A 15213-nucleotide genomic window follows, 5' to 3' on the forward strand; every position below is an offset into this window, starting at 1 on the left:
ATGTTGGATGTTATGGCTTCATCGCGAGCAAGCTCGCTCCCACATTGTTTTGCAGTGTTAGAGGGATTTGCTGGCGATGCTTACGCCCAAGGTATGGCTGGCACCCGGTGCCAGTGTCACCACATCACCCATCACATTCGCCGTCTCGATGCACAGCATCCGCTGCCAGCCATCGTCGGCCATGTCGCTGAACGCTGCCGCACGCTCGATCCACGGGTTCCAGATCACCGCTGCGCGCGACCCGCTGCTGGTCAGCTCGATGCGTCGCTCCCACGCCGGATCGACAATGCTCAGCGTCGTCGGGGGATCGAGGTAAATGCGATCAGTCTCGCCGGTAAACTGCAGGTCACCAGACTGAGTGACGGTTTTCCAGTCATCCAGCGTCTCGATGTAGCTCAAGCCATCCAGCCCTTCAACCTGCACGTTGCGTACATCGCTGACCGCGAAATAACTGTGCAGCGCCTGGCTGAGGGTGACGGTATCCGTGCCCTGGTTATGGCTGGTCAGGCTGATGTGTAGTTGCTCATCCAGACGAATGCTCAGCTTCAAATCCACCTGATGCGGCCACTGCGCAAAGCCACCTTCAGGGTAGGGCAGGACAAATTCCACCTTGAGGCTTTCGCCTTCGGCCTCAATGCCGCCCAACTCCCAATCCATTGCCCGGACAAAACCGTGGGCGCTCGGCGCTTCATGGCTGACGCGCATCGCCTGAACGCTCTGCGGGTTGCGTGCAAGGTTGCCGAACCACGGCCAGCACACCGGCACGCCGGCGCGGATGCTCTTGCCGGTCTTGAACACGGCCTCATCGTTGAGCCAGATCAGCGGCGGTTGGCCGGCCAGTTGATAACTGAGGATGTGCGCGCCTTGCTGGGCGACCAGCAATTCAGCCTGACCGTGGCGGATGCGCCAGCAGTTCAGTTCATCCAGTTTCACGGCTTCAACGTTGGGCGTGTTCATGGGACAACTCTCGATCGGGAACAATGACTGCAATGGACCGCAAAACCGCCTCAGCGTTTAACGCGCGCGGGGCGGAACCGAGCGAGTACGGCCGCTGCCGTCGATGGCGACGAACACAAACACCGCTTCAGTCACTTTACGCCACTCGCTGGACAGCGGATCGTCGCTCCAGACCTCGACCATCATCTTGATCGAGCTGCGGCCGATTTCCAGGGCCTGGGTATAAAAGGAGAGCTGGGCGCCCACCGCCACTGGAACCAGGAACGCCATGCGATCAATCGCAACGGTGGCAACACGCCCGCCAGCAACCTTGCTGGCCATGGCGGTGCCGGCCAAATCCATCTGCGCCACCAGCCAGCCGCCGAAAATATCGCCGAAGCCGTTGGTTTCGCGAGGAAGCGCGGTGATTTGCAGGGCCAGATCGCCTTGCGGGATTGGATCTTCTTGTTCGAGCTCTATCATGCCGGGGGTGCCTCTGACCCGTGACTCTTCGTTGGTACTTCAGGTGAATAGCCGCTTTCAAGAAAAACGATTCAGCCCCGAACATACTACGTTCGTCACGTTTTTCGTAAGGCGCCTAAAGGGAAACTCTGCGAAATCGACTGGTAGAGCCAGCAGCGTCTTCGCACAGCAACCCTTTCAAACTGTTGCAAGATCCCGAGTATATCGGTCGGTAGACTCCGAGACGACCGCCGGGTTCTCATTTTGACCGTCAAAAACGCACCTCTATGTGCTTTTTCGAACAATTTGTTATGGTGCCGGACCTGCCCAAGCCTCCGCCAGCGTTGTTGAGGTTGCAGATTCGACTATAAGAGAAGCCCTTGCCATGACCACAGCGCCCTCGAGCATCGCGCAGCCGACTCAACCCGCACGTCCCTTGACCCGCAACGACTACAAGACTCTATCGCTGTCTGCCCTGGGCGGTGCGTTGGAGTTCTACGACTTCATCATCTTCGTGTTCTTCGCCACGGTGGTGGGCAAACTGTTCTTCCCGGCGGACATGCCCGAGTGGCTGCGGCTGATGCAGACCTTCGGCATTTTCGCTGCCGGCTACCTGGCGCGCCCGTTGGGCGGCATCGTCATGGCGCACTTCGGCGACCTGCTGGGACGCAAGAAGATGTTCACCCTGAGCATCTTCATGATGGCGGTACCGACCCTGATCATGGGTTTGCTGCCGACTTATGCGCAGATTGGCATGTGGGCACCGATCCTCTTGCTGCTGATGCGGGTGATTCAAGGCGCAGCGATTGGCGGTGAAGTGCCCGGCGCGTGGGTCTTCGTTTCCGAACACGTGCCGCAACGGCATATCGGCTACGCCTGCGGCACCCTGACCAGCGGTCTGACGGCAGGCATTCTGCTGGGCTCGCTGGTCGCCACGGCGATCAACAGCATCTACACCCCCGTGGAAGTCTCGGATTACGCCTGGCGGATCCCGTTCCTGCTCGGTGGTGTGTTCGGCCTGTTCTCGGTGTACCTGCGCCGCTGGCTGCACGAAACCCCGGTGTTCGCCGAACTGCAACTGCGCAAGGCCCTGGCTGAAGAAGTGCCGCTACGCGCCGTACTGCGTGACCATCGCGGGGCGATCCTGATTTCCATGCTGCTGACCTGGCTGCTGTCCGCCGGCATCATCGTGGTCATCCTGATGACCCCGACCGTGTTGCAGACCGTTTACCACTTCTCGCCGACCACGGCGTTGCAGGCCAACAGCCTGGCGATTGTGTTCCTCAGCCTGGGCTGTGTGGCGTCCGGTGCGCTGGCGGATCGCTTTGGTGCCGGACGGGTGTTCGTGTTTGGCAGCGCCGCGTTGCTGATCAGCTCGTGGACGTTCTATCACAGCCTGTTCAATCACCCGGACTGGCTGTTTCCGATGTATGCCTTGACCGGTTTGCTGGTGGGCACCATCGGCGCGGTGCCGTACGTGATGGTGAAGGCCTTCCCGGCGGTGGTGCGGTTCAGCGGGTTGTCGTTCTCGTACAACCTGGCCTACGCGATTTTCGGTGGTTTGACGCCGATGGTGGTGACGTTGCTGCTGAAGGAGAGCCCGATGGGGCCTGCCTATTATGTGGCGATCATTTGCGGGGTCGGGATTGTGGTGGGTGGGTATCTCTGGAAGAAGGGGCGCTAACCGTCGCCATCAAGGCTTTCGCCAGCGCGAAAGCCTTGCCTCACACTCGCCTCACGGTAAACGTGCTCCGCGCATAAGCATGTCCTCCAAAGCATCCGCAGCCTGCTGCAATCCAACAACCTGGCAGTCAACCATCAGGTCCAGCAGCCAAAGTGCACCGTGTACCTGTAGCCCATCCTTTTGTGCCTGCTTTCTAAGTTTGCCGTCCCCCGTCAATAACGGTCGACCTGTTTGCTGAGCCAGTAGATAGCAGGAAACGTCTGCCAGAGAACTGTTGTTATGTTCGATTTTCAGACTGAACAACCGTGCCACTTCCGGACCCTCGAATGATTCGACAATTAACCCGTGGGCTAGCAATTCGTCGTGCGGAAAATCTTCGAGCTCGTGCAGTACGAAATCTGTGCAGCAAAGAGTGAAGGCAGTCTGAACATCTGTTCCAGCAGCCCTGCATTCCTGAAATCGATCCAGATATTCGTATCGCTGATGTAGATCGGAGTCATGCACTCTCCAGTGAGCCCAGGAAGTTGGGATCTAAAGCGCTCACTGGTTTGCGTAGAAGTTCAGCTGCACGGGATTTGGTGATCAATCCTTCGGCCAATCCCCAAAACACCAACGACTCAAAACGTTGTGGAGGTTTGCACGGCAATGGCTCTGGCTCGGCCTTGCGCCAGCCGTTCGAGCTGAATTGAATGGTGAGGGATTTGTAACCGCCGTCGCTGAGAAGATTTAAATCCTTGAGACGCCGCAGTGCTGCGTGCATCGAAATTCCATATTGGCGCTTGGCGATGAGCAGTTCCCGGGGATGAACCCTGGTGCGAGGGTGGTTACCAAAGTCACTGGTGACACCTTTGGCTGGATAGAGGAAGGCCCCCGCAAAACGATGGCAGCAGTTTTCCTTTTCTCTTTCGGGCATTTCTTCGGGTAACTGCATGACCCAATGACCCAGCTCATGGGCAGCGGTGAAGCGTATGCGTTCGTCAGGACGCTCGGCGTTGAGCGCGATCAGGACATGACGACCGTCACCGGTAGCGGCGCAGGCCCCATCAAAGTCATCTGGCCCCATGAGCATGGCTACCTTGATGCTGTGCTCTTCCAATTGCTCGGTAAGATTGGAGATGGGATCACTGCCGATCTTCCAGAACTCACGCAGTTGTTCGGCCGCGCGTTCTGCTTCCTCTATAGAGGAAACCGGTAGCATTTGCGCTGGGGTGGCCGGAGTATGGATGTCTGCCGGGTCGAAGCAATCCTCCAGAGCGATGTAGCGCTCGAGATGCTCACGAATCTGTTCTCGTGGTTGACAAGGCTGTCTTCTAGTTATGATTTGTCAACCTGCGCTGCAAGGCTGGATGTATCCGGCACTCGAATGCTGGCCTTTCATCCAATTGTCATATTTCAGCCATAGAGTGTTCACACGGCCTGCTGATACTTGGCCCCGACTTAACACACCCTATCTGCTAGGAGTAAGGCATGAAACTGAAGCGTTTGATGGCGGCAATGACTTTTGTCGCTGCTGGCGTTGCGACTGCCAACGCGGTTGCCGCTGTTGACCCTGCTATCCCGAGCTACACCAAGACCACTGGTGTGTCGGGCAACCTGTCCAGCGTCGGCTCCGATACCCTGGCCAACCTCATGACCCTCTGGGCTGAGAACTACAAAAAAGAATACCCGAACGTCAACATCCAGATTCAGGCCGCGGGCTCCGCCACCGCGCCACCTGCGCTGACTGAAGGTACCTCTAACCTGGGCCCGATGAGCCGCAAGATGAAGGACACCGAACTGGCTGCCTTCGAACAGAAGTACGGCTACAAGCCAACCGCTATCCCGGTTGCCGTGGACGCCCTGGCTGTCTTCGTTCACAAAGACAACCCGATCCAGCACCTGACCATGGAACAAGTCGACGCGATCTTCTCGTCCACTCGTCTGTGCGGCGCTAAAACCGACGTCAAAACCTGGGGCGACCTGGGCGTGACCGGCGACCTGGCCAACAAGCCGGTTCAACTGTTCGGTCGTAACTCGGTATCCGGCACCTACGGCTACTTCAAAGAAGAAGCCCTGTGCAAAGGCGACTACAAGCCAAACGTGAACGAACAACCTGGCTCGGCTTCGGTCGTGCAGTCGATCAGCTCCTCGCTGAACGGCATCGGTTACTCGGGCATCGGCTACAAAACGGCTTCCGTGAAGACAGTGGCTCTGGCCAAGAAGGGCAGCACTGAGTTCATCGAAGACAGCGAAGAAAACGCACTGAACGGCAAATACCCGCTGTCGCGTTTCCTCTACGTTTACGTCAACAAAGCCCCGAACAAGCCTCTGGCCCCGCTGGAAGCCGAGTTCGTGAAACTGGTTCTGTCCAAACAGGGCCAGGAAGTTGTAGTGAAAGACGGTTACATCCCACTGCCAGCCAAAGTCGCAGCCAAAGCACTGGCTGACCTGGGTCTGTCGGAAGGCGGCGCTGAAGTCGCAAAAAAGTAACAAATTGATTCGAGGTTAACCTCGGATCCTGTGGGAGCGTGGCTTGCCCGCGATGGCCGTAACCCGGTCTCCCGGCAAGCCAGGGCTCTTGCTCCCACACCCCCAAATTTCCGGTCCTCTGCCAGTTCCCGCTGGCGGCGGACTTGTTGCGTCACTGCATTGTCATCTTTCTGTCATACAGGATCGCTAGGGTGTGCGCATGAATGATCTGGCCAATTCCACCATGACTACGAATCCCCCCAAGCGAATTGATTTCAATACGCCTGAGCTGCAACGCAAGCGCCGCATTCGCGCGCTCAAAGATCGCCTGACCCGTTGGTACGTCCTTGTTGGCGGCCTCGCTGTCCTCGGCGCGATCACGCTGATTTTCTTCTTCCTTGCCTACGTCGTCGCGCCCCTGTTCCAGGGTGCCAACCTGACCGCCAAGGACGCCATCACGCCCGCCTGGATGCAAGACGCCGGCAAGCCGTTGATGATCTCCCTCGAAGAACAGAACCAGGTCGCCATGCGGGTTTCCGACAAGGGCCAGGCGCTGTTCTTTGATATCGACAGTGGCGCTGAACTCAAGCGATTCGATCTGCCGTTGCCCGCCGGTGTCAGCGTGACCTCCATCGGTGAAGACCAACCGGGCCATCCATTGGTGGCTGTGGGTCTGTCCAACGGTCAGGCACTGGTGTTCCGTCACACCTATAAAGTCAGCTACCCGGACGGCAAGAAAACCATCTCGCCGGCCATCGAATACCCGTATGGCCAGACGCCGATTGCCCTGAACGAAGCGGGCGGCGCGCTGGAGCACATCAGCCTCAACGCCAACGATTCGACGCTGATGCTGGTCGGCGCAACCGGTTCGCAACTCAATGTTTTGTCGCTGACCAGCGAAGAAAACATGATGACCGGTGAAGTCACCAACGAGCAGAAGCGTATCGACCTGCCGCAGATGACCGAGGCGGTGAAGAACATCTTCGTCGACCCGCGTCAGCAGTGGCTGTACGTGATCAACGGGCGTGCTCAGGCCGACGTGTTCAGTCTGCGCGACAAGAGCCTCAACGGTCGCTACAAACTGCTTGAAGACGGCGAAGCGCAAATCACTGCCAGTACCCAACTGGTGGGCGGTATCTCGCTGATCCTCGGCGACTCCAAAGGTGGTCTGGCCCAGTGGTTCATGGCGCGCGACCCCGACGGCGAGCTGCGCCTGAAGCAGATTCGTACGTTCCAGATGGGCACCACGCCAATTGTTGAAATCAGCGCTGAAGAACGTCGCAAAGGCTTCGTCGCCCTCGACGCCTCCGGCAAACTCGGCGTGTTCCACAGCACTGCTCACCGCACCTTGCTGGTGGATCAGGTCGTGGAAGGCCAGGGCCTGTTCGGTCTGTCGCCACGCGCCAACCGCATCATTGTCGAAGCGGGCGGCAAGATTCAGCCGCTGCTGCTGGACAACCCGCACCCGGAAGTGTCCTGGAGCGCGTTGTGGAGCAAGGTCTGGTACGAGAACTACGACGAGCCTAAATACGTCTGGCAATCGACCGCCGCCAACACTGACTTCGAACCGAAGATGAGCTTGTCTCCGCTGACCTTCGGTACCTTGAAGGCCGCGTTCTACGCCATGCTGCTGGCGGCACCACTGGCCGTCGCTGCGGCGATCTACACCGCGTACTTCATGGCCCCGAGCCTGCGCCGCAAGGTCAAGCCGGTGATCGAACTGATGGAAGCGATGCCGACGGTGATCCTCGGTTTCTTCGCCGGCCTGTTCCTCGCTCCGTATGTAGAAGGGCATTTGCCGGGCATCTTCAGCCTGCTGATGCTCCTGCCGATCGGCATCCTGGTCGCCGGTTTCACCTTCAGTCGCCTGCCTGAGTCGATCCGCCTGAAAGTGCCGGACGGCTGGGAAAGCGCGATCCTGATCCCGGTGATCCTGTTTGTAGGCTGGCTCTCGCTGTACATGAGCCCGTACATGGAAACCTGGTTCTTCGGCGGCGACATGCGCATGTGGATCTCCCACGACCTGGGCATCACCTACGATCAGCGCAACGCACTGGTCGTCGGCCTGGCCATGGGCTTCGCGGTCATCCCGAACATCTACTCCATCGCCGAAGACGCCGTGTTCAGCGTACCTCGTGGCTTGACCCTCGGCTCCCTGGCCCTCGGCGCCACGCCGTGGCAGACCATGACCCGCGTGGTGATCCTCACCGCCAGCCCGGGCATCTTCTCGGCACTGATGATCGGCATGGGCCGTGCGGTCGGTGAAACCATGATCGTGTTGATGGCCACCGGTAACACCCCGGTCATGGAAATGAACCTGTTCGAAGGCCTGCGCACCCTGGCGGCCAACGTTGCGGTGGAAATGCCCGAATCGGAAGTCGGCGGCAGCCACTACCGCGTGCTGTTCCTCTCGGCGCTGGTGCTGCTGTTGTTCACCTTCATCATGAACACCCTCGCAGAACTGATTCGTCAGCGTCTGCGCAAGAAATACTCGTCGCTTTAAGAAAGGTAGAAGTCTGTGAAACAGAACTCCCTGAATGGATGGTTCAAGAGCGGCGCCCCGGGCGTCTGGATCAGCGGTGGCGCGGTGTCCATCGCGGTCATCATGACCATTGGCCTGCTGGCCGTGATTGCCGTGCGCGGCCTGGGTCACTTCTGGCCGGCGGATTTGATTCACGCCAGCTACGACGTGCCGGGCCAGGCCAATCACCTGGTCATCGGCGAAGTGGTACAGAAGGAAGAAGTGCCGCGTGAGCGCCTGAAAAGCGCTGGCCTGCCGGTACCCGATCAAGGCCCGGAGTTCATGACCCGCGAGCTGATCAAAGTCGGTAACCGTGACTTGAACGGCAACGACTTCACCTGGATCGTCGGCGAGTGGCTGACCAACCAGAAAAACCCGCCTGAGCTGATGACCATCGAGCGTCGCGAGTGGGGCAACTTCTACGGCTACCTGGTCAACGTCAAACAGGACGGCAAAGTCATCGCTGAAGGCGAAGCGGCCTGGCCGGAACTGCAGGCGCGTGTTGATCGCGTGAACAAGCTCGCGGCACAGCTCAAGACCCTGGAAAAGGTCGACATCGGCGCCATCAACTCGGGTCTGGAACGCATTCGTCTGCACGGTCGCAAACTGGAACTGGCCGGCAAACTCGACGCCGCCGCGCAAGCGGACATGGATGCCGAGCGCGCCGAGCTGAATGCACGTTATCAAGACATCGAAGCCCGTCTGAATGACCTGCACGCCCAGTTCAACCGCGACAGCCTCACGGCCCGCGATGCGAACGGCAAGGAAGTCGAAATCAGCATCGGCAAGGTGGTTCACGCTTACCAGCCGAACGCCATGGGCACGATGACCAAGGTCGGTTTCTACTTCAGCAAGGTCTGGGAATTCCTGTCCGACGACCCGCGTGAAGCGAATACCGAGGGCGGGATTTTCCCGGCGATTTTCGGCACCGTGATGATGACGTTGATCATGGCGATGATCGTGACGCCATTCGGCGTGCTGGCAGCGGTTTACCTGCGTGAATACGCCAAGCAGAACACGTTGACCCGGATTATCCGCATCGCGGTGAACAACCTGGCGGGCGTACCGGCCATTGTTTACGGCGTGTTCGGTCTGGGGTTCTTCGTTTATGTACTGGGCGGCTCGGTTGACCGGTTGTTCTTCCCTGAAGCCTTGCCGGCACCGACCTTCGGTACACCGGGTCTGCTCTGGGCCTCGCTGACCCTGGCACTGCTGGCCGTACCGGTGGTGATCGTGGCCACCGAAGAAGGCCTGGCGCGGATTCCTCGCACCGTGCGTGAAGGCTCGTTGGCCCTCGGCGCGACCAAGGCAGAAACCTTGTGGAAGATCGTGCTGCCGATGGCCAGCCCCGCGATGATGACCGGCATGATCCTCGCCGTGGCGCGTGCCGCCGGTGAAGTGGCGCCGCTGATGCTGGTGGGTGTGGTGAAACTGGCGCCGTCGCTGCCGCTGGATGGCAACTACCCGTACCTTCACCTTGACCAGAAGATCATGCACCTGGGCTTCCATATTTATGACGTCGGCTTCCAGAGCCCGAACGTCGAAGCCGCGCGGCCGCTGGTATACGCCACGGCACTGCTGCTGGTACTGGTGATCGCCACGCTGAACCTGTCGGCCGTCTACATCCGGAACCACCTGCGCGAGAAATACAAAGCGCTGGATAGCTAAGTTAATTGGTCGCCGCTGTCCCTTGTGGGAGCTGGTGTCAGACAGAGATTTTGAGTAAGCCGCTGGCCCGAATACCAAGCCAGCGGTTCAACGAACCGAATTTGTTAGCACAGGGAGCCTCCCATGCAGCACGAAACACATACCCACGGCATCAACATGTCGGCGTTGGGTCGCGACAAACAGAGCCTGAGTCTCGAGCAGGAAACCGTGGCCATTGAAGTGCCGGGCCTGAGCCTGTTCTACGGCGAGAAACAAGCGCTGTACGACGTCAGCATGAACATCCCGAAACAGCGTGTGACCGCGTTCATCGGCCCGTCCGGCTGCGGTAAATCCACGCTGCTGCGGACCTTCAACCGCATGAACGACCTGGTGGATGGCTGCCGTGTCGAAGGCGCGATCAACCTCTACGGCAACAACATCTACCGCAAGGGCGAAGACGTGGCCGAACTGCGTCGTCGCGTGGGCATGGTGTTCCAGAAGCCGAACCCGTTCCCGAAAACCATCTACGAAAACGTTGTGTATGGCCTGCGCATCCAGGGCATCAACAAGAAGCGCATCCTCGACGAAGCCGTTGAATGGGCGTTGAAAGGCGCGGCGCTGTGGGACGAGGTCAAGGACCGTCTGCATGAATCGGCACTGGGTCTGTCCGGTGGCCAGCAACAACGTCTGGTCATCGCGCGCACCATCGCCGTGGAACCGGAAGTGCTGCTGCTCGACGAACCGTGCTCGGCACTCGACCCGATCTCCACGCTGAAAGTCGAAGAGCTGATCTACGAACTGAAATCGAAATTCACCATCGTCATCGTGACCCACAACATGCAACAGGCCGCGCGGGTTTCCGACTACACGGCGTTCATGTACATGGGCAAACTGGTGGAATTCGGCGACACCGACACCCTGTTCACCAATCCGGCGAAGAAACAGACCGAAGACTACATCACGGGGCGGTACGGCTAGCCGTACAGCTGCAAGCCGCAAGCTTCAAGCGGCAAGAAAGAAGCGGTGCGATATCAGGACTTATACATAACTGCTTGAAGCTTGCAGCTTGAAGCTTGCAACTTTCGCGGAGCGAAACAGATGATTAGTAAAGAAGGCCTTACCCACCACATTTCCGCGCAGTTCAACGCCGAACTGGAGGAAGTGCGCAGCCACCTCCTGGCCATGGGCGGGTTGGTGGAAAAGCAGGTCAACGACGCGGTGACCGCGCTGATCGAAGCCGACTCCGGTCTGGCCCAGCAGGTTCGCGAGATCGACGACCAGATCAACCAGATGGAACGCAACATCGACGAAGAATGCCTGCGCATTCTGGCCCGTCGTCAGCCGGCAGCGTCTGACTTGCGCCTGATCATCAGCATCTCCAAGTCGGTCATCGACCTGGAACGCATCGGTGACGAAGCGACCAAGATTGCCCGCCGCGCCATTCAGTTGTGCGAAGAAGGCGAAGCGCCGCGCGGTTACGTCGAGGTTCGCCACATTGGCGATCAGGTGCGCAACATGGTGCGCGATGCGCTGGACGCGTTTGCCCGTTTCGACGCCGACCTGGCGCTGTCGGTGGCGCAGTACGACAAGATCATCGACCGCGAATACAAGACCGCCCTGCGTGAGCTGGCGACCTACATGATGGAAGACCCACGCTCTATCTCGCGGGTCTTGAGCATTATCTGGGTGTTGCGTTCGCTGGAACGGATCGGCGACCACGCGCGCAATATCTCGGAACTGGTGATTTACCTGGTGCGCGGCACCGACGTGCGTCACCTGGGCCTCAAGCGCATGAAAGAAGAAGTTGAAGGAACAAGCGGTGAAACCGCTAATGTTCCGGGCAAAGCTGACGATAAGTAAGACTGCCCAAGAAAAACGCCCGGTCCTTTGGCCGGGCGTTTTTGTGTGTGGTTTTCGACGTTACTAGCAGCACCCGCGAACGAAAAGTCCCGGCGTGACTGAAGGTTTTTGGCAATGTGCCATCAGCAAAACGGTATGCTTGCCGGGATTTTTTCGAGGGGTGATGGATGAGCAAGATCAGCGTGTTGGTGGTGGACGATGCAGCGTTCATTCGTGACCTGGTAAAGAAAGCCCTGCGCAACTACTTCCCGGGCATTCGCACGGAAGACGCGATCAACGGCAGAAAGGCTCAGGCCATGCTGGCCAAGGAGACGTTTGACCTGGTCCTGTGCGATTGGGAAATGCCGGAAATGTCAGGCCTGGAACTGCTGACCTGGTGTCGCCAGCAGGACCACCTCAAGACCATGCCCTTCGTGATGGTCACCAGCCGTGGCGACAAGGAGAACGTGGTCCAGGCGATTCAGGCCGGCGTTTCCGGCTACGTCAGCAAGCCCTTCACCAACGAACAACTGCTGACCAAGGTCAAGCAGGCGTTGAACAAGGTCGGCAAACTGGACGCCCTGATGAGCGGCGCGCCGGCGAAAATGAACTCGGCCTTCGGCAACGATACCCTCAGCGCCTTGACCGGCGGCAAACCGGCCGTGGTCGCACCGACGCCAGCTGCCGCCCCGTCTCGTGGTTTGCTCAACAGCCCACCGGTCAAGGCCCCGGCTGCCGTCGCGCCTGCCAGTGGTCGTGGTCAAGGCCAGCTGCGCTTGCCGAGCGGCATCCAGCAATGCGTGATCAAGGCCTTGAGCATCAAGGAAGCGCTGCTGGTGGTTAAGCGCACCGACACGCTGCCACAAATCCTCGACAGCGCGGTGCTCGACCTGGAGCAGGGCGAGAACGCTGAAATCGCGCGCCTGAACGGTTACCTGCACGCTGTCGTCGCCCATGAGCCGAAACCGGACAGCGACTGGTTGCAACTGACCTTCCGCTTCGTCGACCAGGACGCGCAAAAACTCGACTACATCTCCCGCCTGATTGCTCGTGGTACGGCACAGAAGCACTTCATTCCTGGCGCGTAATCTTCGTCGCCTGACAGTCCGCTTTCGCCAGCAGGCTCCCACACCGGAATGCATTCCCCTGTGGGAGCGAGCTTGCTCGCGATGGGGCCCTCAAAATCACCACATAGCTGGAGCGTGGGAACGATCATTTGAAACATCTGCCGACTCCTTGGGTCCATTGCAGCTGCTAGGCTCACCCCAAGGCCTTACTCGACAGAACCCTGCCCATGCTCGCGCGCCTGCTGTTTTTCTGTGGTCTGTTCATGGCCGCCACTTCGGCGATGGCCGTGACGGTCTACAAGTCCACCGACGCCAATGGCGTGGTCTCCTACAGTGACCGCCCCACGAAAGGCTCCGAGGTGTTCGTTTTTCGAGATCGCATGGATGAGCACCTTGAGCGTCAGGTGTACCTGGTTTTCCTGAAGAAGGACGGCGAGCACAGCGTGTACGTGCGCAATAACCTGTACGCGCCAGTGGAGATCGGCTTGAGTTTCGCCGGGTTGAAAAACGTCAGCGGCGCGCCGGGTAAACCGATTCGCAAGGTATTGCCGGCGCGCAGCAGCGTCCGTGTCGCAGTGCTCACCGCGACTCAGGCCGGAAGGCCGCTCGTGTACACCCCGAAGTTCAAATACGCCTTGGGCAACCCCTCAGGGTCTGCCATGGCCTATCGATACCCGTTCCCCTGGCGAGGCGGTCCGTTTCATGTGAGCCAGGGTGCCGAAGGCGCCTACAGCCACTTCGGGCCGAAGAGTCGCTACGCGATCGACATCGCCATGCCTGAAGGCACGCCGATCATCGCTGCGCGTGGCGGGGTGGTGGTGAAAACCGAGAGCGGGCAAACGGGGCGTGGCACCAATCCGTCGGGCAATTTCGTGCGGGTGCTGCACGATGACGGGACCATGGGCGTGTACCTGCACCTCAAGCAAGGTTCGGTCTGTGTTCGTGAGGGGCAGCGGGTGTCGGTGGGCAGTGCGTTGGCGCTGTCGGGCAACACCGGCAACAGCACCGGGCCGCACCTGCATTTTGTGGTGCAGCGCAATACGGGACTGGGGCTGGTGTCGATTCCGTACCAGTTCAAACAACCGATGGGGGTGTTGCCCAACTTTGTGTTGGGCAAGCAGTGATGTGTTGCCTGTACTGACGCCTTCGCGAGCAGGGTCGCTCCCGCAGGTTTTGTGGTTTAGTCGAGCATTAACACCTTGGCCAGAATGATCTTCGGCCCTTTCATCTTCTTGATGATGATCCGCAAACCTTCGACTTCCAGCACTTCTTCCTCTTCCGGCACCCGCTTGAGGCTTTCGTAGACCAGCCCGGCGAGGGTTTCGGCTTCGACGTGATCCAGGTCGATGCCCAACAGGCGTTCGACCTTGAACAGCGGTGTATCACCGCGCACCAGCAGTTTTCCAGGCTGGTACGCGAGGATCCCGCGCTCGGCCTTGCGATGTTCGTCCTGAATGTCGCCAACCAGCACTTCCAGCACGTCCTCCATGGTCAGGTAGCCAATGACGTTGCCATCGGCCTCTTCCACCAGGGCGAAGTGCGAGCCGCCCTTGCGAAATTGCTCCAGCAGCTGCGACAACGGCATGTGCCGCGAGACGCGTTCCAGCGGCCGGGTCAGCTCAGCCAGGTTGAACGACTCGGGGATGTGATCCAGCGCCGCCAGCTCCAGCAGCAGGTCCTTGATGTGCAGCAGGCCGACGAACTCCTGTCGCTCGCTGTCGTACACCGGGTAACGGCTGAACTTGTGGCGACGGAACATCGCCAGGATCTCTTTCAGCGGTGCGTTGAACTCCAGCGTCACCAAGTCTTCCCGGGAATTGGCCCAGTCGACCACTTCCAGCTCGCCCATTTCCACAGCCGAGGCCAATACGCGCATGCCTTGGTCGCTCGGGTCCTGGCCACGGCTGGAGTGCAGGATCAGTTTCAGTTCTTCACGGCTGTAATGGTGCTCGTGATGCGGGCCGGGCTCACCCTGGCCGGCGATGCGCAGGATGGTGTTGGCGCTGGCGTTCAGCAGGTAGATCGCCGGGTACATGGCCCAGTAGAACAGGTACAGCGGCACGGCAGTCCATAGCGACAGCAGTTCCGGTTTGCGGATGGCCCAGGATTTCGGGGCCAGCTCGCCGACCACGATGTGCAGGTACGAAATGACGAAGAACGCGGCGAAGAACGAGACGCCTTTGATCACTTCGGCCGACTGCACGCCAACTGCTTCAAGCATCGGCTCGAGGATGTGCGCGAACGCCGGTTCACCGACCCAGCCAAGGCCGAGGGAGGCGAGGGTGATACCTAACTGGCACGCCGAGAGGTACGCATCGAGCTGACTGTGAACGGTGCGCAGGATATGTCCGCGCCAGCCGTTTTTATCGGCGATGGCCTCGACTCGCGTCGAGCGCAGTTTGACCATGGCAAATTCCGCCGCAACGAAAAATCCGTTGAGCAACACCAGGATCAGAGCAAAGAGAATCATGCCGAAGTCGGCGAATATTGTTGCGAGGGTCAAGCCAGGGGAAGGGTCCATGATGGGGTTTTGCGGGTTCCGTCTATTCAAAAAAAGGGGAGTAATGCGGTGCCTGAAGGGCAGGCACAAGTCAGCCAATGTAGCGGCT

13 protein-coding genes are annotated in these 15213 nt (G+C 59.3%); 8 read left to right on the forward strand and 5 right to left on the reverse strand.

The genetic code is table 11. The features are described from left to right. Positions 1-57: 57 nt before the first annotated feature. Entirely contained in the window at positions 58-957 is a 900-nt protein-coding gene (locus D882_RS0128005; protein WP_027926293.1) for a D-hexose-6-phosphate mutarotase, read from the reverse strand. Between the two features lie 57 nt (positions 958-1014). Then, the gene (locus D882_RS0128010; RefSeq protein ID WP_007942704.1) at positions 1015-1419 is read right to left on the reverse strand and encodes an acyl-CoA thioesterase; all 405 of its coding nucleotides are present in this window, start codon (positions 1417-1419) and stop codon (positions 1015-1017) included. Positions 1420-1783: 364 nt separating this feature from the next. Here D882_RS0128010 and D882_RS0128015 point away from each other — a divergent pair, with 364 nt between their 5' ends. Further along, a complete protein-coding gene (locus D882_RS0128015; RefSeq protein ID WP_027926294.1) occupies positions 1784-3082 on the forward strand; it encodes an MFS transporter in 1299 nt (432 codons plus the stop codon). Between the two features lie 51 nt (positions 3083-3133). Here the strand turns inward: D882_RS0128015 and D882_RS01000000131525 are convergent, their stop codons facing one another. Both D882_RS01000000131525 and D882_RS01000000131530 read right to left on the reverse strand, forming a co-directional pair. Then, positions 3134-3586 carry a type II toxin-antitoxin system VapC family toxin gene (locus D882_RS01000000131525; RefSeq protein WP_256218500.1) on the reverse strand — a complete coding sequence of 151 codons (453 nt, stop codon included), beginning with the start codon at positions 3584-3586 and terminating at the stop codon, positions 3134-3136. Beyond that, positions 3579-4280, reverse strand: a complete 702-nt coding sequence (locus D882_RS01000000131530) for an ImmA/IrrE family metallo-endopeptidase (protein ID WP_256218501.1) — start codon at positions 4278-4280, stop codon at positions 3579-3581. Before D882_RS01000000131530 ends, D882_RS01000000131525 begins: the two co-directional genes overlap by 8 nt. Positions 4281-4549: 269 nt before the next feature. Between D882_RS01000000131530 and D882_RS0128040 the strand changes: the two genes are divergently transcribed. The 7 genes from D882_RS0128040 (at position 4550) to D882_RS0128070 (ending at position 13728) form a co-directional block, all read left to right on the forward strand. Then, a complete protein-coding gene (locus D882_RS0128040) occupies positions 4550-5551 on the forward strand; it encodes a phosphate ABC transporter substrate-binding protein PstS (protein ID WP_027926297.1) in 1002 nt (333 codons plus the stop codon). Positions 5552-5750: 199 nt separating this feature from the next. Continuing rightward, the gene (locus tag D882_RS0128045; RefSeq protein WP_027926298.1) at positions 5751-8033 is read left to right on the forward strand and encodes an ABC transporter permease subunit; all 2283 of its coding nucleotides are present in this window, start codon (positions 5751-5753) and stop codon (positions 8031-8033) included. 15 nt (positions 8034-8048) lie between these two features. Next, a complete protein-coding gene (pstA, locus tag D882_RS0128050) occupies positions 8049-9719 on the forward strand; it encodes a phosphate ABC transporter permease PstA (protein ID WP_027926299.1) in 1671 nt (556 codons plus the stop codon). A 123-nt stretch (positions 9720-9842) separates the two neighbouring features. Further along, complete coding sequence (gene pstB, locus D882_RS0128055) at positions 9843-10676, forward strand: phosphate ABC transporter ATP-binding protein PstB (RefSeq protein ID WP_027926300.1); 834 nt, start codon at positions 9843-9845, stop codon at positions 10674-10676. Between the two features lie 120 nt (positions 10677-10796). Further along, entirely contained in the window at positions 10797-11558 is a 762-nt protein-coding gene (gene phoU, locus D882_RS0128060) for a phosphate signaling complex protein PhoU (RefSeq protein WP_008150055.1), read from the forward strand. Positions 11559-11725: 167 nt separating this feature from the next. Beyond that, positions 11726-12625 (forward strand): response regulator, encoded by a 900-nt coding sequence (locus tag D882_RS0128065; RefSeq protein ID WP_027926301.1) that lies wholly within the window; start codon positions 11726-11728, stop codon positions 12623-12625. Positions 12626-12831: 206 nt separating this feature from the next. After that, entirely contained in the window at positions 12832-13728 is an 897-nt protein-coding gene (locus D882_RS0128070; RefSeq protein WP_027926302.1) for a M23 family metallopeptidase, read from the forward strand. A 56-nt stretch (positions 13729-13784) separates the two neighbouring features. Here D882_RS0128070 and D882_RS0128075 read toward each other — a convergent pair whose 3' ends face one another. Continuing rightward, on the reverse strand, positions 13785-15125 hold the full coding sequence (locus tag D882_RS0128075; protein WP_027926303.1) for a hemolysin family protein: 1341 nt from the start codon (positions 15123-15125) through the stop codon (positions 13785-13787). Positions 15126-15213: the final 88 nt, after the last annotated feature.

It is taken from the genome of Pseudomonas sp. URMO17WK12:I12, from assembly GCF_000514395.1.
Taxonomy (GTDB): domain Bacteria; phylum Pseudomonadota; class Gammaproteobacteria; order Pseudomonadales; family Pseudomonadaceae; genus Aquipseudomonas; species Aquipseudomonas mucoides.

Bases quoted from the DNA above. Each gene is read 5' to 3' on its own strand.
- D882_RS0128005 (WP_027926293.1), bottom strand. From the start codon at position 957: ATGAACACGCCCAACGTTGAAGCCGTGAAACTGGATGAACTGAACTGC.
- D882_RS0128010 (WP_007942704.1), bottom strand. From the start codon at position 1,419: ATGATAGAGCTCGAACAAGAAGATCCAATCCCGCAAGGCGATCTGGCC.
- D882_RS0128015 (WP_027926294.1), top strand. From the start codon at position 1,784: ATGACCACAGCGCCCTCGAGCATCGCGCAGCCGACTCAACCCGCACGT.
- D882_RS01000000131530 (WP_256218501.1), bottom strand. From the start codon at position 4,280: ATGCTACCGGTTTCCTCTATAGAGGAAGCAGAACGCGCGGCCGAACAA.
- D882_RS0128040 (WP_027926297.1), top strand. From the start codon at position 4,550: ATGAAACTGAAGCGTTTGATGGCGGCAATGACTTTTGTCGCTGCTGGC.
- D882_RS0128045 (WP_027926298.1), top strand. From the start codon at position 5,751: ATGAATGATCTGGCCAATTCCACCATGACTACGAATCCCCCCAAGCGA.
- pstB (WP_027926300.1), top strand. From the start codon at position 9,843: ATGCAGCACGAAACACATACCCACGGCATCAACATGTCGGCGTTGGGT.
- phoU (WP_008150055.1), top strand. From the start codon at position 10,797: ATGATTAGTAAAGAAGGCCTTACCCACCACATTTCCGCGCAGTTCAAC.
- D882_RS0128065 (WP_027926301.1), top strand. From the start codon at position 11,726: ATGAGCAAGATCAGCGTGTTGGTGGTGGACGATGCAGCGTTCATTCGT.
- D882_RS0128070 (WP_027926302.1), top strand. From the start codon at position 12,832: ATGCTCGCGCGCCTGCTGTTTTTCTGTGGTCTGTTCATGGCCGCCACT.
- D882_RS0128075 (WP_027926303.1), bottom strand. From the start codon at position 15,125: ATGGACCCTTCCCCTGGCTTGACCCTCGCAACAATATTCGCCGACTTC.